At 72.6% G+C, this 19,389-nt stretch carries 17 protein-coding genes and 1 riboswitch; of the genes, 10 read left to right on the top strand and 7 right to left on the bottom strand.

What is annotated here, in order from left to right; genetic code table 11:
* Nucleotides 1–117: 117 nt before the first annotated feature.
* Nucleotides 118–258: riboswitch (FMN riboswitch) on the top strand.
* Nucleotides 259–551: 293 nt separating this feature from the next.
* A complete protein-coding gene (locus tag EL266_RS09550; RefSeq protein ID WP_026427435.1) occupies nt 552–1,367 on the top strand; it encodes an ABC transporter permease in 816 nt (271 codons plus the stop codon).
* 59 nt (nt 1,368–1,426) lie between these two features.
* On the top strand, nt 1,427–2,473 hold the full coding sequence (locus EL266_RS09545) for an ABC transporter substrate-binding protein (RefSeq protein WP_197719238.1): 1,047 nt from the start codon (nt 1,427–1,429) through the stop codon (nt 2,471–2,473).
* A gap of 47 nt (nt 2,474–2,520) precedes the next feature.
* Here the strand turns inward: EL266_RS09545 and hisG are convergent, their stop codons facing one another.
* The 4 genes from hisG to EL266_RS09525 form a co-directional block, all read right to left on the bottom strand.
* A complete protein-coding gene (gene hisG, locus EL266_RS09540; RefSeq protein ID WP_026427433.1) occupies nt 2,521–3,366 on the bottom strand; it encodes an ATP phosphoribosyltransferase in 846 nt (281 codons plus the stop codon).
* 81 nt (nt 3,367–3,447) lie between these two features.
* Nucleotides 3,448–3,711: a phosphoribosyl-ATP diphosphatase gene (locus EL266_RS09535; protein ID WP_026427432.1), complete on the bottom strand. Its 264-nt coding sequence runs from the start codon at nt 3,709–3,711 to the stop codon at nt 3,448–3,450.
* 73 nt (nt 3,712–3,784) lie between these two features.
* Entirely contained in the window at nt 3,785–5,422 is a 1,638-nt protein-coding gene (locus EL266_RS09530) for an ABC-2 family transporter permease (RefSeq protein WP_026427431.1), read from the bottom strand.
* Nucleotides 5,419–6,192: an ABC transporter ATP-binding protein gene (locus EL266_RS09525; RefSeq protein WP_051281344.1), complete on the bottom strand. Its 774-nt coding sequence runs from the start codon at nt 6,190–6,192 to the stop codon at nt 5,419–5,421. The genes EL266_RS09530 and EL266_RS09525 overlap by 4 nt, the downstream gene beginning before the upstream one ends.
* A 146-nt stretch (nt 6,193–6,338) precedes the next feature.
* Here EL266_RS09525 and EL266_RS09520 point away from each other — a divergent pair, with 146 nt between their 5' ends.
* Complete coding sequence (locus EL266_RS09520) at nt 6,339–7,073, top strand: DUF6882 domain-containing protein (protein ID WP_026427430.1); 735 nt, start codon at nt 6,339–6,341, stop codon at nt 7,071–7,073.
* 20 nt (nt 7,074–7,093) lie between these two features.
* Here EL266_RS09520 and EL266_RS09515 read toward each other — a convergent pair whose 3' ends face one another.
* Genes EL266_RS09515 through EL266_RS09505 form a run of 3 tightly spaced genes read right to left on the bottom strand, consistent with a single transcriptional unit; the run spans nt 7,094 to nt 10,429 of the window.
* Nucleotides 7,094–7,858 (bottom strand): response regulator, encoded by a 765-nt coding sequence (locus tag EL266_RS09515; protein WP_034515167.1) that lies wholly within the window; start codon nt 7,856–7,858, stop codon nt 7,094–7,096.
* A gap of 4 nt (nt 7,859–7,862) precedes the next feature.
* Nucleotides 7,863–9,224: a sensor histidine kinase gene (locus EL266_RS09510; RefSeq protein WP_084500949.1), complete on the bottom strand. Its 1,362-nt coding sequence runs from the start codon at nt 9,222–9,224 to the stop codon at nt 7,863–7,865.
* Nucleotides 9,221–10,429: a DUF3866 family protein gene (locus EL266_RS09505; RefSeq protein ID WP_026427429.1), complete on the bottom strand. Its 1,209-nt coding sequence runs from the start codon at nt 10,427–10,429 to the stop codon at nt 9,221–9,223. Before EL266_RS09505 ends, EL266_RS09510 begins: the two co-directional genes overlap by 4 nt.
* Before the next feature lie 98 nt (nt 10,430–10,527).
* On the opposite strand from EL266_RS09505, the gene EL266_RS09500 reads away from it, so the two are divergent.
* The 7 genes from EL266_RS09500 to lnt all read left to right on the top strand — a co-directional run bounded on the left by EL266_RS09500 (nt 10,528) and on the right by lnt (nt 19,386).
* Nucleotides 10,528–11,520, top strand: coding sequence for a helix-turn-helix transcriptional regulator (locus EL266_RS09500; protein WP_026427428.1), 993 nt, complete (start codon nt 10,528–10,530; stop codon nt 11,518–11,520).
* Nucleotides 11,520–12,521 carry a helix-turn-helix transcriptional regulator gene (locus tag EL266_RS09495; protein ID WP_026427427.1) on the top strand — a complete coding sequence of 334 codons (1,002 nt, stop codon included), beginning with the start codon at nt 11,520–11,522 and terminating at the stop codon, nt 12,519–12,521. The genes EL266_RS09500 and EL266_RS09495 overlap by 1 nt, the downstream gene beginning before the upstream one ends.
* 120 nt (nt 12,522–12,641) lie before the next feature.
* Entirely contained in the window at nt 12,642–12,896 is a 255-nt protein-coding gene (gene tatA / locus EL266_RS09490; protein WP_026427426.1) for a Sec-independent protein translocase subunit TatA, read from the top strand.
* Nucleotides 12,897–12,979: 83 nt separating this feature from the next.
* On the top strand, nt 12,980–13,837 hold the full coding sequence (gene tatC, locus EL266_RS09485) for a twin-arginine translocase subunit TatC (RefSeq protein WP_026427425.1): 858 nt from the start codon (nt 12,980–12,982) through the stop codon (nt 13,835–13,837).
* A gap of 20 nt (nt 13,838–13,857) precedes the next feature.
* Nucleotides 13,858–14,880 (top strand): diacylglycerol/lipid kinase family protein, encoded by a 1,023-nt coding sequence (locus tag EL266_RS09480; protein ID WP_051281320.1) that lies wholly within the window; start codon nt 13,858–13,860, stop codon nt 14,878–14,880.
* A 10-nt stretch (nt 14,881–14,890) separates the two neighbouring features.
* The gene (locus tag EL266_RS09475) at nt 14,891–17,746 is read left to right on the top strand and encodes a DEAD/DEAH box helicase (protein ID WP_026427424.1); all 2,856 of its coding nucleotides are present in this window, start codon (nt 14,891–14,893) and stop codon (nt 17,744–17,746) included.
* Nucleotides 17,731–19,386, top strand: a complete 1,656-nt coding sequence (gene lnt / locus EL266_RS09470; RefSeq protein WP_051281319.1) for an apolipoprotein N-acyltransferase — start codon at nt 17,731–17,733, stop codon at nt 19,384–19,386. Before EL266_RS09475 ends, lnt begins: the two co-directional genes overlap by 16 nt.
* Nucleotides 19,387–19,389 lie beyond the last annotated feature (3 nt).

Below are 19,389 nucleotides of genomic sequence, written 5' to 3'. Positions count from 1 at the left end.
AGGCTCCTCGCCGCGCAGCCTCGACCGCAGCGCATCGCCTGTGAGCACCTCCACATCACCAGTGTGCTTCCAGACCTCCGGACTCAGTGCCCCGCAGCGGTAGCCTTGCCCGCAAGCAACGTGCTCCGGGGTCGGTGAAAGTCCGAACCGGCGGTGAGAGTCCGCGACCCGGCCGCAGGCGCCCCCAGGCGCAGCGGACGGTTGAGCCGGTGGAATTCCGGCACCGACGGTGAGAGTCCGGAAGGGAGGATGCACGTGGCGCCCGGTCGCAGACGCATGTCTGCCCGCATCCTGGTGCGCTGCGCGACGCGCGGCGCCAAGGAGGCGCATCGGTCGCCCAGCACGCGGAGTGCCGATCAGTCGGCCCGCCGCGGACCCCGGTGCATGCCGGGGGCGCGCGTCCCCGGATCAGACCGGGAGGAGACGCCGTGAGCAGTACCAGCGCCCTTGGCGTGCGCAGCGACGTCAGCAGCCGGGCCGCGCCCATCAGACAGGCCGAGGACGCCTGCGCCGGTAAGCCCGCCGACGGCGCCGGTGATCATGCGCCGGGCCTGTCACGACCTCGCCGTGGAGGCCTCAGGCCCAGCCGTGATGCCCCCCAGTCCCGCCGGCCCTGGCCGGCCCTGGCCCTGGGCGCCCTCATCCTGGCCGCCTGGCACGCCGCCTCGGCCTCAGGCGCCATCCCCGCCGTCTTCCTGCCCGGGCCTGCGGCGGTCGCCGGGCGGCTCTGGCTGTCACTCACCCAGGCCCGGCTCCTGGACTACGCCTGGGTGACGCTTCAGGAGGCCATCCTGGGCTGCCTGCTCGCCGCCGCCATCGCCCTGCCCCTGGCCTGGGGGCTGCACCACTGGGGCCTGTTCTCCCGCGCCGTCCTGCCCTATGTGGCCGCCAGCCAGGCCGTTCCCGCCATCGCCGTCGCCCCGCTGCTCGTCCTGTGGGTCGGCTACGGCACCTGGCCGGTGGTCATCCTGTGCGCCTTCATGGTCTTCTTCCCCATCACCGTCACCGTCCTGCTGGGACTGCGCGGGCTGGACACCGACATCGTCGACGCCGCCCGGCTCGACGGCGCCCACGGCTGGAGCATGCTCGTCCACATGGAGCTGCCCATGGTGCTTCCCGCCATCCTGGCCGGCCTGCGCACCGGATTCACCCTCTCCATCACCGGGGCAGTGGTCGGAGAGATGACCATGGGGGGAACGGGCCTGGGCATGGCCCTGGCCTCCCAGCGCGACGCCGTGGACACCACCGGCCTGTTCGCCACCATCGCCCTGCTGTGCGCCATGGCCACCACCATCCACTGGGGGCTCCACACCCTGGAGAGGCGCAGCCGCACGGTTGAGGCCATGCGCGGGCGCCGCGCCACCTGAGGCCCGCCGCAGCGCCCCCACCCCACGCCTCATCGAGCACCGACCACGAAAGACCCACCATGACCACTGCCGTCTCAGCATCACGACCCTCCCTGAGCGGGACCTCCCGCCGCAGCCTGCTGGCCGGAGCCCTGCTGACCCTGGGTGCGGGCGCACTGAGCGCCTGCTCCTCGGGCACCGCCTCCCGAGCGGCCTCGGCCTCCGGGACCGGGCAGGGCCTGACCATCGGGCTGACCTACACGCCCAATATCCAGTTCGCCCCCTTCTACCTGGCAAAGGACAAGGGGCACTACGCCTCCGGGGTGGCGCTGCGCCACCATGGCGCCCAGGAAGGGCTCTTCGATGCGCTGGCCACCGGCGCCGAGCACATGGTGATCGCCGGAGCGGACGAGGCGGCCGTGGCGGCCTCCAATGGCTCAGAGCTGGTCATCATCGCCGGCTTCTACCAGCAGTACCCGGTGCGCATCATCGTGCCCGAGTCCTCGCCGATCACAGCCCCCGCGGATCTCAAGGGCCGCAGCGTGGGCCTGCCGGGGCGGATGGGGGAGAACTGGTACGGACTGCAACTGGCCATGGCCGGCGCCGGCCTGAGCGAGGCGGACCTGACGATCCAGGAGGTCGGCTTCACCCAGCAGTCCGCCCTGGTCACCGGCGCCGTCGATGCCGTGATCGGCTTCTCCAACAATGACGCCGTCCAGATCGCCCAGTCCGGCACCCCCGTGCGCACCATCGCCGTGGCCGACGACGTCCCCCTCATCGGGGCCAGCCTGGTCACCACCCGCTCAGTGCTGGGCGCCCGCCGCCAGGAGCTCACCGAGGCGGTGGCCGCCTCCATCAAGGGCATGACCGCCTTCGCCGATGACCCCGACTCCGCCGTGGAGTCCACCAAGGCGCATGTGCCCGATCTGGTCGATGCCACCCAGGCTGCCAACGCCCGGGAGGTCGCGGTGGCCACCGGCACGCTCATCCGCCCCGAGGCCGACTCCGTCGTCGGAGCGCTGGCGGTCGATCAGGTGACCAGGATGCTCGACTTCCTGGCCGAACGCGGGCTCATGGGAGGCGCAGCCGTGAGCGCCGATGCCCTGGCCGACCCCCTGAGCGCCTGACATGATCACTGGGGCCGGATACCGGTGGCGGTATCCGGCCCCAGTGATCACAGTCGGCAGGCCAGGAGGGAGGAGACGAGGATCGCGCGGGCGCCGATCTCGTAGAGCTCGTCCATGATGCGGTTCATATCCGCCCGGGGGACCATGGCCCGCACCGCCACCCAGTCGGGGTTCTGCAGGGGAGAGACGGTGGGGGACTCGATGCCGGGAGTCAGCTCGGCGGCCACGTGGAGCTTGTTCATGGGGATGTCGTAGTCCACCAGCACATAGGAGCGCGCCCGCAGCACCCCCTCCAGGCGGCGCACCAAGGTGGCCAGGCCTGGGGCGTCGCGGTACTGCTCGGTGGTGATGAGCACGGCCTCGCTGACCAGGATCGGCTCGCCGAAGGTCTCCAGGCCCGCCGCGCGCAGCGTGGTGCCGGTCTCGACCACATCGGCGATGAGGTCGGCCACGCCCAGGTGGACCGAGGACTCCACGGCCCCGTCCAGGTGCACGGTCTGCGCCTCGATGCCCCGCTCCGCCAGGAAGCCGCGCACCAGGACGTCATAGGAGGTGGCCACTCGCTTGCCGGCCACATCCTCCAGGGCGGTCATGGTGCCGGCGGGGGCGGCGAAGCGGAAGGTGGAGCGGGCGAATCCCAGGGCCAGATGCTCAATGGCCTTGACTCCGGAGTCCAGCAGCAGGTCGCGCCCCGTGATCCCGGCATGAACCGTCCCCTGGCCCACATAGACGGCGATGTCCCGCGGTCGCAGGAAGAACAGCTCGATCTCGTTGGCGTCGTCGACCAGGACCAGCTCGCGCCCGCTGCGACGGGTGCGGTAACCGGCCTCCTTGAGCATGGTGACGGCGGGTTCGGACAGCGAGCCCTTATTGGGCACGGCGATGCGCAGCACGGCGGATCCTCACTGTTGATGCGGGCACGCGGCAGGGCGCCGCGGCACTGGGGGAGCGGAGCGGGACTCAGTCCCAGGGCCTCACAGATGCCTGTAGACGTCCTGGAGGGAGTAGCCCTTGGCGACCATCATGACCTGGAGGTGGTAGAGCAGCTGGCTGAGCTCCAGGCAGGCGGCCTCATCGGACTCGTGCTCACAGGCCATCCATGCCTCGGCGGCCTCCTCGACGAGCTTCTTGCCGATGAAGTGGACACCGCGGTCCAGCTCGGCGACCGTGCCCGAGCCCTCAGGGCGGGTGGCGGCCTTGTGCTCGAGCTCGGCGAACAGGTCCTCGAAGGTCTTCATGGGCGCAAGACTAGCGAAGACCTGCCCGGACCTGCTCACAGCCGCCTCACCGTGCCATCAGGTGACCGGGGCCTCAAGCGCCCTCCCGCACCGCCACGTGCCGCGCCCGGGCGATGGCCGCCGCCATCGCCCCGCAGCCGATGACCGCGCTGAGCCCGGTGATCGCCAGCCAGGTGCCGGGGAAGGCCTCGGCGACCCGCATCCATGCCCAGGGGCCCGCCACCCACAGGGAGGTCCGCGCCAGGACATCATTGCCGCCGATGACCAGTCCATCGAGCAGGAGGATGGCATTGAGCACGATGGAGGCCACCGGTCGGGCGCACATGGCCACCGCCAGGCTCACGGCCACCATCATGAAGGCCACCGCCGGCATGACCATCAGGCCGTACAGGCTGCCGCTGATGGCCGCGGCCTCGGCCTCAGTGGGCGTCAAGGGCTGGCCGGCCTGGGCCACCAGCCAGGACCCGACCCCCACGGTCACCATGAGCATGCCACCGTGCACCATGAGCGAGCCCAGCAGCACCGCGGGCTCACGGCGCACGATAAGGCTGCGCCAGGAGGCCTGAACCGAGCCCCACAGGCAGATCCCCACCACGGTCGCGGAGATCGGCAGGCCCACCAGCTCCAGCAGTCCCAGGGCGGCCTCAGGGGAGTAGGCGCTGCGCACCACCACCAGGATGAGGAATTCGACTCCGGCCAGTGCCAGCCACAGCCTCCAGGGAAGAGCCGGACCCAGGCCGCGCAGCGCCGAGCGCGAGACCCGGGCCGGGCCCGCGCCGCCCGCATCCGTCTGGCCCGCCTCCCAGTGCCGGGCAGAGGCGGGCCCGTTGGCCCGCCGGGCCTGGGCTGCCGAGCCCCGTCCCGGCAGGGCGTCGGGCCAGCCGACCGACGAGCGCAGCGGACGGTCTCCCAGGGCGATGCAGGCCATCGCTCCCAGCGCCGCCAGTCCCACCGAGGCGAGCGCGCCGGGCAGCACCGGGTAGTCCCAGACGGGGGATCCGGTCTCCAGGATGACGCTGTTGCCGTGCACGCCCAGCAGGGGCAGCACGGGGCGGGCCGACCACGCCCAGGGCAGCATCCACCAGTCAGGGCGCTCGGCGCTGCCAAGCCCTGCCACGGACCACACCAGCCCCAGGACAGGGGCGGCTCCCACGGCCACCACCCCCATAAGCCGGTAGGCCACCATGCCCCAGGCGCTGGCGCCCGTGACCTGGATCCACATGAGCAGGATGAAGGCCAGGTATCTGGGCCAGGGCCCCCATCCGCCTCCGGTGATCAGGGCGTGGATGACCACCGGTGCCACCAGGGCAAGCTGGCAGGCCAGGGCCGAGACGCTGAGGATCCCCATGCGGGCGGCCAGGACGCGCCGGGGGCTCACGGCCCGCCAGGCGGTCCCGCCCTGGCGCCAGCGGTCCTCGCGCCATTGGGCCATGACCCCGACCAGCAGGCCCAGGGGGATGGCGAAGCCCGCTGGGTAGAAGTGCATCCAGGCCAGGGCGTTGCCATTCCAGGCGACGTCCTCCACGACCCCCCGGCTGATGGTCGCGTGGGCGAGGATGAGGGTGTGCACAGTGAAGGCCAGAGTCGCGCCGATGACGCCCCAGGTGAAGGTGCGCCGTGAGCGCAGCAGCTCGGCGCCCAGTAGACCGCCCAGGCCCACGCGCGCGCCAGGAGTGCCCATGATTCTCGTCGCAGTGGTCGCGGTGGTCATGATGCCACCGCCTCGGTGGCGTGGGTCGGATCGGTGGCGCCCACGGCGCGAAGGAAGGCGGCCTCCAGGGCCTGGGGGTCATCGGTGCCGGCGAAGTCCTCCAGGGGCCCCTCGTAGACCAGCGATCCCGACGCCAGCACGCCCAGATCGTCGCACATGTGGGCGATCTCCCCGAGCTGGTGGCTGGAGACCACCAGGGTGCGCCCCTGGGAGGCCAGGGCGCGCACGAGGTCGCGCAGCTCGATGATGCCCTGGGGGTCCAGGCCGTTCTGGGGCTCATCGAGGATGAGGACCTGGGGGTCGGTCAGCAGCGCCATGGCCAGGGACAGGCGCACCTTCATCCCGGTGGAGAAGGCCCCGGCCCGCTTGGAGCCTGCCTGGCCCAGGCCCACGCGCTCCAGGAGGGGGCCGATCACCGCGGGGTCGGTGCCGGTCAGCCGGCAGTGGACCAGCAGGTTGCGCCGGGCGGAGAGCTGGGGGAAGAGCGCGGGACCGTTGATGGCCGCCCCCACCTGGGCCAGGCTCTGGCGGGTGAGGGCCGATCCCTGGATCTCCACGGCCCCGGTGTCGGGGCGCAGCAGGCCCAGGGCCACGTTGAAGGCCGTGGACTTGCCCGCGCCGTTGAGGCCCAGCAGGCCGTAGACGCGCCCGGGGCGGGCGGTCAGGCTCAAGGATCGCAGCACCTCCTGGTGGCCGAAGGACTTGGTGACATTGATCAGCCGTAGCCCGGCAGGCGCGCTCGGCGCGGTAGCAGTACTCATGGCAGTGATGCTCCCCGTCCCACCCGTCCGGCAGATCCCCACCAGGGATCGCGGTGCGCGCCGTCACCGTGCCCGCTCCTCCTCCCGCAGGAGGAGGACACCTGGCGGGGCACTGCTACGTAACCTTCCTGTGATCTTTTGCTAACGTGTGCGGCGTGATTCCTCAGCTCCGTCGGGTCGGCCAGCGCGCGGCCATCTACGCCCTCGTCCGTCAGGAGATGCTCGCCGAGATCCTGGAGCAGCGGCTGGGGGAGTACGACTGGAGCGTCAACCTTCCAGAGCGCCGCTTCGTCTTCAGCTCCGAGCGCGGGAAGATCACGGCCACCGGCCAGGTCCTGGCCTCCATCGCCGTGGATCCGGCCACCCTGCTGTGGGGATTCGCCGCTCCCTTCGCCCCGTTCACCGGCCAGGACCCCGCCGCCGCCCGCATTCCCATATTCGGGGCGCGCCACAGCCTGGACATCCTTCAGCGCGAGGAGGTCCCCTACGCCGTGCGCCCGCAGGACGACCAGGTCGATGTCATCACCTCGCTGTCGCACGACGTCGGCATGGCCGCCACGGAGATCTTCGGGCCCACGGCCCTCTACTACTCGGGGGCCACCGGAGGGGCGGGCTCCCGACAGGTCTTCCTCCTGGACGATCTCTCCGTCCCGGTTCCCGAGCTCACCCTGGGCAGGCTCTTCCCCTCACTGACTCGCTATGTCATGGCCGTGGACGACATCGACTGGTCCCTGCACGGCCTGGTCCACCTCATGCCCGGCTGGTCGCTGAGCCGCGAGGACGCGGGAGTGACCACCGGCTACCGGATCACCGACAGCCGAGGCGAGTCCTACATGCTGTCGGTGACCCGCAACGAGCAGGGCGGTATCGCCAACGTCTTCATGTCCTGAGGCGCGCCTCCAACGAGGGTCTACCGGTGCCCCTGGTTCACGCGGGGCAGGGGCACCAGGCCGACGGCGAAGGCGTGGATGACCAGCTCGACGCGGTTGGTGCACCCCGTCTTGCCCAAGATCGCCTTGACATGCGTCTTGATCGTGGACTCGGCCAGGTAGAGGCGCTGGGCGATTCCGGCGTTGGATTGGCCCTGGCACACCAGGGCCAGTACCGCCTCCTCCCGCGGGGTCAGGGGCTCGTAGAGCCCGCCAGGGATCGGGCTGGGCTCCAAGGACGGCGCTGGGCCCGGTGCCGCGCGCCCGCCCGCGGTGGGCGGTCCGGCGTCGGGATGGCCCTCCAGGTGGGCCAGCACCGTGCCGGTGATCGTCGGGTCCAGCCACGCCCCGCCCTGGGCGACCACCCGGATCGCCTCAAGGAGGACCTCGGGGGAGGCGTCCTTGAGCAGGAATCCGTTGGTGCCGGCTCGCAGGGATGCCAGCACCAGCTCCTCGTCATCGAAGGTGGTCAGCACCAGGATGGGCAGGCCTGCACTGGCCTGGTGGGCGCGCAGCGACGCGATGGCGCCGATGCCGTCCATGACCGGCATGCGCAGGTCCATGAGCACGACCAGGGGCGCCGCGCCCCGGGCCTGCCGGAGCTCGGCGCTGAGGCGCTCCAGGGCCTGGCGCCCATTGCTGGCCGTGATCGCGACCTCCATGTCCGCCTGGGCTCCGATAAGAGCGCTGAAGGCGGAGACGAGCAGGTGCTGGTCGTCAACGATCGCCACGCGGATCGTCGTCATCTCATCACTCCTGAGGTGCTGGGCCGGGGGAGGCGTTGACGGGGAAGGAGGCCTTCAGACGGAAGCCGGGGGCGCCGTCGGGAAGCGTGAGTGCGGAGGCCTCAAGGCGGCCCCCGGCCAGGCGCAGGCGCTCCTCCAGGCCGATGAGGCCGTAGCCCGCTCCTGCGCCCTGCGCGTGGCCGTCCCGCCGCTCGGGGCTTCGGGCGTTGATCACCTCATTGATCACCTCATTGATCACCTCCAGGTGGCAGTGGCCCTGGCGCAGGCTCAAGCGCATCTCGATGGGCCCGGCGCCGTGCTTGACGGCGTTGGTCAGGGCCTCACCCACCAGGCGCACCAGGGTCAGGCGCTGCATCATCGACCAGTGCTCGCTCCAGGTCTCCAGCACCGCCTGCTCGGGCAGCTCGGCCTCCACCCGGCGCCCGGCGCTGCGGGCGGTGGCGATCAGGTCGGGGATGGTCCGCAGGTCGGCCAGGGCGGTGGTCTGGTGGGCCTGGGAGCGCAGGGCCCTCACGAGCTCGCGCACCGAGTCCAGGGAGGCGCTGGCCGACTCCCGCACGGACTCCAGGGCGCTGCGCATCTGCTCGGGCTCGCCCAGGGCCAGCCCGGTGGAGGCCTGGACGGTGACCGCCGTGAGACTGTGGCCCACCAGGTCGTGGAGCTCGCGGGCCATGCTCAGGCGCTCGGTGGCCACCGCCGCGGTGGCCGCAGAGGATGCGGCGGCCATCGCGCTGCGGACCTCCTGGGCGTGGTCCTCGGCGGCGCGGCGCCGGGAGGAGGCGTGCAGGTGGGTCACGATGACCGTCCCCACGAAGACCAGGCAGATCAGCATGAGGGGGATGAGCAGGATCCCGGTGCTGGCGGCCTGGAAGCGGATGGCCATGATGGCGGCCGGGTTGATCACCGCACCGGCCAGGGCCAGCAGGAGGGCAGCGGTGCCCCAGCGCCGGTCGGGCTCCCAGCGGGTGACGGCGTGCAGGGTGGTGACCGCGGTGATGATGATCGGATCGACCCCCAGGTTGACCGGGGAGAGCACCACCAGCAGGGCGTAGGCGGCAAGGAGGGCGAAGGTGGCGATGAATGCGGCGCGCAGGCGGGTCAGGCGCACCAGCTGAACGAGGGCCAGGCCCAGGCACAGGGCGAGGTTGAGCACGTAGACCGTGTAGGCCCCGTAGTCCAGGATGAAGTCGAGGTTGCGGTAGGCCACCGCCAGGAAGAGGGCGCTCCAGGCCACATCGACGGCGGGCAGTCCGCGCCGGGCAGCGCCCGGTGGGATCCTGCGGCAGCGCCGGCTCCAGTCGTAGGGGGAGGGTACTGCGGCCAGGGGCGTGCCCGCTTGTGTGGAGGCGCCCGAAGGCGCGCTCATGAGCCTGCGGGCCCGACGGCGCCGGCCTCCAGCAGGCCGCGCGCCCGGCGCCCGGCGGCGGCGGCGGCCAGGAAGGCGGCAGGGTCGGCCTCAAGCCCGCGCCCCATGGTGGACAGGCGCACCCCGGTGGCCTCCCGCACCCCCTCCAGGGCCAGGTCCAGGCCGTCAAGGCGCACGGGCACCAGGCGATGGCCCGCCCGCTGGGCAAGCCCGACCAGGGCCTGGGCCTCGAGGCGCACCTGCTCACCCAGCTCTCCGGGCAGCTCGGGCACCGCGATATCGGCAGCGGCCAGGGCGACGCGACCATAGGCGGTGATGGAGTGGTGGGAGACGCCCCTGTGGCGGGGGCGGGGATCGGCCTGGGAGACGCGCAGGCAGGCCACCGCCCTGCCCCCCAGCGCCGCCACCGCGTTGACCGCCTCCCCGCAGGCCACCCCGGAGAAGCCCCAGGGCGTTCCCGTCCCCAGGTTGCCGGGCCCCTGGATGACGACGACGACCTCGGCTGCCAGCACATGGCGCGCCGCGAGCAGCGCGTTGTGAAGGGAGACCGCCTCGACGTCGCCGCCCCAGGCCTGGCCGGCGCTGACCGTCCCGGACAGCCATCCGGCCTTGGTCAGGGCGGCGCAGGTGCGCGAGTAGGGCAGGGGCAGGGCCCCGCCGTCGGTCATGATGTAGACGGCCCGGGGCGCCTGCGGAAGGTCCTGCGATGCCCCGGGGGATGCCTCGGGAGTGACGGCGCGCAGGCCGGCTAGGATCGCCGGCAGGCTGGAGTGAAGATCGGCCACCACCACGGGCATCCCCTCCAGGCCGAGCTCGCCGATGGGCGCCGAGAGCAGGCCGTGATGCTCACTGCCCTGCTCATCGACCCCGGTGACCATGACCTGGTCGGGCATGTAGCGCGCCTTGACCAGGTGGCCCGCGCGGACCGGGTCGGGCGGCAGGACGTCGAGCCGGGCGGTCACCATGGCGTGCCCGCCGGTTCCCAGGCCGCGGTCCAGTGCCGAGACCTCCAGGCGCAGGCGCTCACCGGGCCCGGGCAGGCCGGTGAGCGCCTCATAGGCCACCGCCGTGATGCGCTGCCCGGCCCTGAGGGACTGGGCGCCCTCAGGGGCCGCGATGATCTCCACCTCCACCTGGGCGCATGCGCCGGTGCCCGCGCCCCAGCTCTGGCCCTCACCCGTCACTACGCCATCGCGCCACATCATGGTGCCAGCCTACCCAGGCCTGCCCGGGGCTGCTCAGGCCGCTGTCCGGCCCGCGCGCCATGCCCCGGCGGACCAGGCCTGCGCCTACGCTGGGCGCCGTGAGCGAGCCGACCCGCAGTGCCGAGGAGCGCCTGGTCAACCTGGTGCTCTCCCTGCGCAACACCGAGACCGGGATGAGCGCCGCCGAGATCATCGAGGGCGTGGCCGGCTATGCCGCCAAGCCGGCCTCGGCGCGGCGAATGCTCGAGCGGGACAAGGAGATGCTGCGTGACCTGGGCATCGAGCTGAGCACCTCCGGCCCGGCCGAGGAGCCGCGCTATCGCATCGAGGAGGGCGACTACGCCCTGGCCCCGCTTCACCTGGACGCGGCCCAGGCCGCCGCTCTGGACCTGGCGGCCTCCGCCTGGCGCCACGGCACCCTCCCGGCCACGGCTCGCCGGGCGCTGACGAAGCTGCGGGCGGTCACCCAGCGCACTGGGAGCGGCCCCGACAGCCAGGGCCCCGCACCGGAAGAGCATGCCGTGCCGTCCCTGAGCGCGGACCTGGCCGGTGAGCAGATCCCCGAGGCCCTGGTGACCGCCGTCGACGAGCGCCGCCTGGTGGCCTTCGACTACGCCTCGGCGCATTCGGGCACGAGGAGGGCCCGCACAGTCGAGCCCCATCATCTGCGCATGAGCGAGGGAGCCTGGTACCTGGAGGCAGTTGAGGCGGGCCGCAGGCGTACCTTCCGCCTGGCCCGCATCATCGGGCGGGTCACGCCCCTGGGGCGGGCCGGCGCCTTCAGGCGCAGCGAGCGCGTCGCTCCTGAGCCGCGCAGCGCGCTGCTGGCCATCATGCCGGGACGGGCCCTGGCCCTGCGCCTGGCGGGGCGGAGCGCGCAGCCCTCAGCCGCAGGTCACGTGAGCCAGGTGAGCCAGGCCGCTGTGGAGGGCCGCGACGTGGTGGCCGTTGACTACACCGATCCCTTCTCCTTCGCCGGGGCCCTGGCCGGCCTGGGGCCCGCCGTCATCGTCCTTGAGCCCGCCGAGCTGCGCGAGGCGGTTGTCGAGCATCTGCGCGGGGCCGCCCGGGCATGCGGGGGTGAGCGGTGATGGCGCGCCCCTCGTCAACCGAGCGCCTGGCCCGCCTCCTGGCCCTGCCCGCCTGGGTGGCGCATAACGAGGGCGCCACCATCGCCGAGGCCGCCGGGCACTTCGGGGTCACGCCCCACCAGATCGAGGCCGACGTCAACACCCTGTGGGTCTCGGGCCTGCCCGGTGGCCTGCCCGGCGACCTCGTGGACTTCAACGCCGCCGACTTCGAGGCCGGCTACCTCAGCCTGGCCGAGCCCCTGGGGCTGGACCGTCCCGTGCGCCTGTCGCGCCAGGAGGCCCTGTCCCTGGTCCTGTCCCTGCGCGTGCTCGCCCCCCTCCTGGCTGACGATGCCGCAGCCGCGGCAGCTCTGGTCTCAGCTGAGCGTGCCATCGCCGAGCTCCTGGTCGCCCACGGGCCCCGGGTCGAGGGCGAGCGGGCCGGTGAGCCGCCCGATGAGGCCAGCGGCGCCGATCAGGCCCGCTCGACCCGCTCGGGCGAGGTCCTGGCGGCGGTTCGCACCGCCCTGGCGGCTGGGCGCCGACTGGAGCTGGACTACGTCTCGGCCACCGATGCCCGCTCCCAGCGCCAGGTCGACCCCATCGAGCTGGTCTCCGACGGCGCCCACCTGGCCCTGCTCGGATGGTGCTTGAGCGCCGGCGCCAGGCGGACCTTCCGCCTGGACCGGATCCTGTCCGCCACCGTCCTGGAGCACCCGGCGGCCCCCCACCGTGCCTCGCGCAGCCAGCAGGACGACCAGCTGCCCCAGGCCATCCTCACGCTCAGGCCCACCGGGCGGTGGCTGACCGAGCAGATCGAGTGCCTCAGTGTGGAGCAGACCCCTCAGGGCACCATCCGCGCCGTCGTCGAGGGCCGCGACGAGGACTGGCTGACCGGCCTGGTTCTCAGCGCGGGGGCCCATCTGGTCAGCGTCGAGCCCGCGTCCCTGGCGGAGCGGGCCGGCCAGCAGGCCCGCCTGGCCCTGGCCGCCTACGGGGAGGCGTCGCCGCACGATGACTGAGATGACTGATCTACCGGGCCCACAGGTGCGCGGCAGGCGGCGCTGGTGCGGACCACCGTCGCGGGGGCGCTAGACTCGTGCGCGTACGCATATGCATCCAGCGGAAGTGAGGGAACGACTATGAGGCTGTCACCGTGGCAGATCGTTGTTCTTGTCGTCCTTGTCATCCTGGTCTTCGGGGCCGGACGACTGCCCGATATCGCCAAGAGCGTTGGCCAGTCCATGAAGGTCTTCAAGAAGGAGGTCAAGGAGTTGCGCGAGGATGACGACGCCCCCGCGCAAATCCAGCAGCCCCAGGAGGGGACCTACTACACCCAGCCCACGCAGTCCGGGCAGACCGCGCCTCAGAATCCCGAGGGCACGCCCCAGCAGTGAGCACGATCCGCCCGCCCCACGGGGCGGGTGGCCCTCAGGCTCCCGGACAGACAGATCACCACAGGCACGACAGGAGGTGTGCGGTGCCCAAGCTTCCCAAGTTCCCCACGAGCAAGCGCAAGGACAATCCCGAGGCTCGGATGTCCATCGGGGACCATCTGCGCGAGCTGCGCAACCGCATCATCATCTCCGCCGTCGGCGTCCTGGTCTGCGCGGTCATCGGCTACATGATCTACGACTGGGCCTTCGCCCTCGTGACCTACCCGGTGACCAATGCCAATGCCCATGGGGCCAACCTGTCGATCAACTTCGCCACGATCCTGGGCTCATTCGACATGAGGATCCGGGTCTCCCTGTGGTTGGGTCTCATCATCTCCGCGCCCCTGTGGATGTACCAGTTCTGGGCCTACGTGGGCCCGGGCATGACCCGCAAGGAGAGGCGCTACGCCTGGGCATACGGCGTGGTGGGCCTCCTGCTCTTCGCCTGCGGTGTGGCCCTGGGCGTCTTCCTGCTGCCCCATGCCGTGCAGATCCTCACCAGTTTCATCCCCTCGGGCGCCACCTCAGGCTTCATCGACGCCAGCACCTATCTGTCCTTCGTCATGCGGATCATCCTGGTCTTCGGACTGGCCTTCCTGGTGCCGGAGATCATGGTGGCCCTCAACCAGCTGGGCCTGGTCAAGGGCCGGACCCTGCTCAAGGGGTGGCGCTGGGCCGTGGTCATCATCTTCGCCTTCATGGCCCTGGCCAACCCGCTGCCCGACCCCTGGTCGATGATCTTCATGGCCCTGCCCGTCACCGGCCTGTACTTCCTGGCCTGCTACATCGCGATCGCTCATGACAAGCGCGTGGAGAAGAAGCGCGCGGCACTGGATGCCGAGCTGGACGCCGCCCTGGCCGAGCCGACCGACACGTCGCTGCCGCCGGGCAGCCAGGGCTGAGCCCTCCAGCATCCCCGCCGATGCGCATCGCCCTGCTCTCCAATCCCTCCTCCGGACGCGGCCGCCACGCCGCCGCTGATGAGAAGGCCCGGCGCACCCTGGCCCGGCTGGGCCACGAGGTGGTCCACCTGCGGGCAGGGTCCTATGAGGAGGCCCGCCGCGCCGGCACCGCCCTGCTCGACGATGGCATCGACGCCCTCGTGGTGGTCGGCGGCGATGGCATGGTGCACCTGGGGGCCGACGTCGTCGCCACCACGCCCGTCCCCCTGGGGATCGTGGCCACGGGCACGGGCAACGACGTCGCCCGGCACTTCGGCCTGCCCCGGCGCGACCCGCAGGCCGCCGCCCGCCTCATCGATGACGCCCTGTGCGGCCGCGGGCGAGTGGCGGACATCGATGCCATCCGCGCCACTCGCCCCGACGGCTCGCCCGTTGACGACCAGCACGAGTGGTCACTGGCGGTGGTCAGCGCCGGCCTGGACGCCGCGGTCAACGCGCGCGCCAACCTCCTGTCCTGGCCGGCGGGGGAGGGGCGCTACCTGCGCGCGATCCTGCCGGAGCTGGCCGCCCTGGCCCCCTACGGCTATCGCCTGACCACCGACTCGGGCACCTGGGAGGGCCCGGCCCTCCTCCTGGCCGCCGCCAACACCCGTTACGTGGGCGGGGGCCTGGACCTGGCCCCCGGGGCCGACCCCGAGGACGGCCTGCTGGAGGTGCTGCGGCTGGACCCGGTGGGCAGGGCGCGCCTGGTGGGCCTGCCGCGCAAGCTCCTGGCGGGAACCCACCTGGACTCGCCCCACGTCCACCTCCAGCGCAGTCGTCGGGTGCTCATCGAGGCCCTCGACGAGCGCACCGGCCGCGACGGAGGGCTTCGGCCACCGCCCCACCCCTATGCCGACGGCGAGCCCCTGGCGCCCCTGCCCCTGCACCTGGAGGCGGTCGGCTCAGCGGTGCGCCTCCTTGTGGCCCGGGCCTCGGGCAGCGCCGCGGGCCGGGCGGGTGACCGCGGCGGGGTGCCCGGGCCCGACGGCGCGCGATCGTAGGGTTGGCCCCATGAGCACACCCGCGCAGCGCTACGCGGCCGCCAGACGCCGCCAGGCGGCATCCCGCACGGAGCTGGCCCGCTTCGCCTCCGGCTACGACTTCCCCCTTGATCACTTCCAGGAGGAGGGCTGCGCCGCCCTGGAGCGGGGCCAGGGCGTGCTCGTGGCGGCGCCCACCGGGGCGGGCAAGACCGTCGTGGGGGAGTTCGCCGTCCACCTGGGCCTGGCCCGCGGGCTCAAGACCTTCTACACCACGCCCATCAAGGCCCTGTCCAACCAGAAGTACCTGGACCTGGTGGCCCGCCACGGCCCCGAGACGGTGGGGCTGCTCACCGGTGACGCCTCGGTCAACCCCCACGCCCAGGTGGTGGTGATGACCACCGAGGTGCTCCGCAACATGCTCTACAGCGGCTCGCGGGACCTCGATGGCCTGGGCTACGTGGTCATGGATGAGGTCCACTACCTGGCCGACCGCTTCCGCGGCCCGGTGTGGGAGGAGGTCATCATCCACCTGGACCCCGCCGTGCAGGTGGTCTCCCTGTCCGCCACCGTGTCCAATGCCGAGGAGTTCGGGGCCTGGCTGGGCCAGGTGCGCGGCACCACCGCCGTGGTGGTCAGTGAGCACCGGCCCGTGCCCCTGACCCAGCACATGATGGTGGGCCGGCGCCTTCTGCCCCTGCACGCCCAGTCCCACCCGCAGGAGGCTCAGGAGACCGAGACGCCGCCGGTCAACCCCGAGCTGGTCGAGGCCGTCAAGCGGGCCCGGCGCGCCGCGGCGGGGGAGGGCGACCGCCCTCAGCCCTGGCGCCGAGGGGCCGCCACGCGCGGTCGGGCCCCGCGCCGGGGCCCCTCGGGGGCGCGCGTCGCCCGGCTGCGCCCGCCCTCGCGCACCGCCGTCATCGACGCCCTTCAGTCGGCGAGCCTGCTGCCGGCCATCGTCTTCGTCTTCTCGCGGGCAGGCTGCGAGCAGGCCGTCGCCCAGGTGATCGCCTCGGGCGCGGACCTGACCACCAGCGCTGAGGCGGCCCGCATCCGCCGGGTCATCGATCGGCGCACCGCCGACATCCCCGCGGGCGACCTGGGGGTCCTGGGATTCCACTCCTGGGCCCACGCCCTCCAGCGCGGAGTGGCGGCGCATCATGCGGGCCTGCTGCCGGTGTTCAAGGAGACCGTCGAGGAGCTCTTCAGCGCCGGCCTGGTCAAGGTCGTCTACGCCACCGAGACCCTGGCGCTGGGCATCAACATGCCGGCGCGCACCGTCGTGCTGGAGTCGCTGCGCAAGTGGAACGGATCGGCGCATGTCTCCCTCAGCCCGGGGGAGTACACCCAGCTGACCGGCCGGGCGGGGCGCCGGGGCATCGACGTCGAGGGGCACGCCGTGGTCCTGGCGGCCGACGAGATCGATCCCGCGGCCGTCTCCTCCCTGGCCTCCCGACGCACCTACCCGCTGGTCTCGGCCTTCCGCCCCACCTACAACATGGCCGTCAACCTCCTGGGGCGCACCTCCCGGGCGCGGGCCAGGGAGGTGCTGGAGTCCTCCTTCGCCCAGTTCCAGGCGGACCGTGGCGTGGTCGAGCTGGCCGCCCAGGCGCGCGCCAAGCGCCGCGGCCTGTCCGCGCTGGAGGAGGCCATGGCCTGCGACCTGGGGGACTTCCGCGAGTACGCGCGCCTGCGCCAGGACATCGCCGATGCCGAGGCCGACCTGTCCCGGGCCACGTCGGCGGCCCGGCGCAGCCAGGCCGGGCGGGACATGAGCGCCCTGGCGCGCGGCGACGTCGTCGTCCACCGCCGGGGCCGGCGCCTCAAGCACGCCGTGGTCCTCGACGTCGAGGCCGACCGCACCGGCGCCCCGGCCATCACGGTCCTGGGCGAGGACTCACGGATCGCCACGCTGACCCCGGACACCACGCCCGAGGGAGTCACCCGGGTGGGAACGCTGCGAGTGGCGGCCAGCGCGGATATGCACCGGCCCCGGGACCGCGATCGCCTCGTGGGACGACTGATCGAGGCCCTGCGCTCGAGCGACCTGGACAAGGGGCCGCGGCGCCGCACCCGCGGGGGCCAGGACGCCCGGCGCGCCGGGGCGGTCTCCCGCCTGGAGGACCTGCGTCACCGCATGCGCGCCCATCCCTGCCACGGCTGCCCCGACCGTGAGGAGCATGCCCGCGTGGGCCGCAAGTGGTCCAAGGCGCAGGCGGCCCTGGACCGCCTGCACGCGCGCATCGAGGCGCGCACCGGCACCGTGGCGCGCCTCTTCGACGCCGTGTGCCAGGTCCTGGTGGATCTGGGCTACCTGGAGCCGGTCGACGCCGACCAGCCCCTGGGCGAGCTGCGGGTGACCGGGGACGGCAGGATGCTGGCGCGCATCTACGCCGAGCGGGACCTGCTCATCGCCGAGTGCCTGCGCACCGGGATCTGGCGGGACCTGGACTCCGCCCAGCTCGCCGGGGCCCTGAGCGCCTGCGTCTACGAGCCGCGGGCCGCGGCCCAGCCCTCCGGCCTGCCGGTGGCACCGGGATCGGCGCTGGGGGCGAGCCTGCGCGCCCAGATCGGGGTGGCGCGCCGCATCAACGAGCGCGAGGCCCTGGCGCGCCTGGAGCCCTCATCGGGCGCCGAGCCCGCCCTGGCCGGAGCGATCCAGGCATGGTGCCAGGGCGCCGCCCTGAGTGAGGTCCTGGAGGAGGGGGATCTCAGCGCCGGGGACTTCGTGCGCTGGTGCCGCCAGCTCCTCGACGTCGTCGGGCAGATCGCCTCCCTGCCGGCCCGGGGCGCCGACCAGCCCGACGGGCTGGCCTCACTGACGCTGCGCGCCGCCGAGGCCGCCCAGGACATCGACAGGGGAGTGGTGGCATGGTCCGCGCTCTAGGATTGCCGACCGCTGCGCTGCGGGTCGTCCTGGCCGCGATCTGCGGCCTGCTCACCTATACGGCCTTCCCGCCCATGGGACTGTGGTGGGCGGCCTTCGTGGGGGTGGGGGGCCTCATGGCCCTGGTGCGCGGCAGGTCGCTAGGCGGTGGGCTCGTCCTGGGGCTGGTCTACGGCGCCGGCCTGTTCACGCCGCTGCTGCACTTCACCGCCGTGGCCATGGGCAACCCCATCGGCTGGGCGGCCCTGGTCACCCTGCAGTCCCTCTACCTGGCGGCCCTGGGCAGCGCCTGGGCACTGGTCAGCCGCCTGCCCGCTCTGGAGGACCGTGAGCAGCAGGAGACTGCGCCGTCGTCCAGCGCCAGGGGGAGCGGGACGGGCGCCGTCAAGGGACGCCGGATCCACCCGGGCCTGGCTCGCATCGGGGCCTTCGCCATCCTGTGGTCAGGGGTCGAGGAGCTGCGGTCCTCCTGGCCACTGGGGGGATTCCCCTTCGGCCGCCTGGCCTTCGCCATGGCCGATGCCCCCATGCTCCCCCTGGCCGCCTACGGCGGGAGCATCGGGCTCAGCCTCATCACGGCCCTCATCGCCGCCTGCCTGGCCGAGGCCGCCTGGTGCCTGCGCCGAGCGCGCGCCTTCCCCGCCATCGTCTCAGCCACCGCCGCCGGCGCGCTCCTCCTGGCACCCATCATCCTTCCCGTCGACACGCGCACCCAGGAGGGCACCATCCGCGTCGGCGCCATCCAGGGCAACGTGGCCAAGGACTTCGAGAACGCCTACGGCCGGGCCCTGGAGGTCACCGGCAACCACACTGAGGCCACCCGCCGGCTCCTGGCCGAGCCGGGCACGGGCCGGCTCGACATGGTCATCTGGCCCGAGAACGCCGCCGACCTCGACCCCCGCACCCACCGCGCCACCGCGCGCCTGGTCGAGCAGGCCGCCCAGGAGGCGGGCGCCCCCGTCCTGGTGGGGGCCGTGGCCGTCGAGGGCCAGGTGCGATACAACGACATGCTCATCTGGAGCCCGGACCAGGGGGCGGGAGACTACTACCGCAAGCACCGCCCCGTGCCCTTCGCCGAGTACATCCCCGCCCGCGACCTCGTGCGCCGCCTGACCACCCAGGTGGACCGCATCGGCATCGACATGGCGCCCGGCCACGGCCCCTACGCGCTGAGCGTACCGGCCGCCGCCCAGGACCGGAATGTCACCCTGGCCATGGGCATCTGCTTCGAGGTCGCCTACGACGACGCCCTGCGCGCCGGGGTGCGCCAGGGCGGCCAGGCCATCGTCATCCCCACCAACAACGCCTCCTTCCTGGACTCCGGGGAGGCCGCCCAACAGCTCGCCCAGGGGCGCGTCCAGGCCGTCGTCCACGGTCGCAGCGTCATCCAGGTCTCCACAGTCGGCTACACCGCCATCATCAACCCCAAGGGCGCTGTCCTCCAGGTCACCGAGCCCTACACCCAGGACGGGATCGCGGCCGACGTCGGCCTGCGATCCAGCGTCACGGTGGCCGACCGCCTGGGGCCGTGGCCTGGGCTGATGGCTGAATCGCTGGCCGGGGCACTGGTGCTGGCGGGTATCGTGGGCGCGGTGCGCCGCTGGCGCGCTGCCCGGACCACCAGGCGGACCCGGAGCTGACCA

Origin of the sequence: Actinomyces slackii (assembly GCF_900637295.1) — a bacterium.
GTDB classification, from domain to species: domain Bacteria; phylum Actinomycetota; class Actinomycetes; order Actinomycetales; family Actinomycetaceae; genus Actinomyces; species Actinomyces slackii.
Note: the sequence above shows the minus strand (reverse complement) of the source record. Positions and strands in the feature narration are given on the sequence as shown.

What these genes read in the sequence shown, in the direction of transcription:
- lnt (WP_051281319.1), top strand. Translation starts at nt 17,731, where the DNA reads ATGGTCCGCGCTCTAGGATTGCCGACCGCTGCGCTGCGGGTCGTCCTG.
- EL266_RS09480 (WP_051281320.1), top strand. Translation starts at nt 13,858, where the DNA reads ATGCGCATCGCCCTGCTCTCCAATCCCTCCTCCGGACGCGGCCGCCAC.
- EL266_RS09515 (WP_034515167.1), bottom strand. Translation starts at nt 7,858, where the DNA reads ATGACGACGATCCGCGTGGCGATCGTTGACGACCAGCACCTGCTCGTC.
- tatA (WP_026427426.1), top strand. Translation starts at nt 12,642, where the DNA reads ATGAGGCTGTCACCGTGGCAGATCGTTGTTCTTGTCGTCCTTGTCATC.
- EL266_RS09535 (WP_026427432.1), bottom strand. Translation starts at nt 3,711, where the DNA reads ATGAAGACCTTCGAGGACCTGTTCGCCGAGCTCGAGCACAAGGCCGCC.
- EL266_RS09495 (WP_026427427.1), top strand. Translation starts at nt 11,520, where the DNA reads ATGGCGCGCCCCTCGTCAACCGAGCGCCTGGCCCGCCTCCTGGCCCTG.
- EL266_RS09510 (WP_084500949.1), bottom strand. Translation starts at nt 9,224, where the DNA reads ATGAGCGCGCCTTCGGGCGCCTCCACACAAGCGGGCACGCCCCTGGCC.
- EL266_RS09545 (WP_197719238.1), top strand. Translation starts at nt 1,427, where the DNA reads ATGACCACTGCCGTCTCAGCATCACGACCCTCCCTGAGCGGGACCTCC.
- EL266_RS09475 (WP_026427424.1), top strand. Translation starts at nt 14,891, where the DNA reads ATGAGCACACCCGCGCAGCGCTACGCGGCCGCCAGACGCCGCCAGGCG.
- EL266_RS09530 (WP_026427431.1), bottom strand. Translation starts at nt 5,422, where the DNA reads ATGACCACCGCGACCACTGCGACGAGAATCATGGGCACTCCTGGCGCG.
- EL266_RS09505 (WP_026427429.1), bottom strand. Translation starts at nt 10,429, where the DNA reads ATGATGTGGCGCGATGGCGTAGTGACGGGTGAGGGCCAGAGCTGGGGC.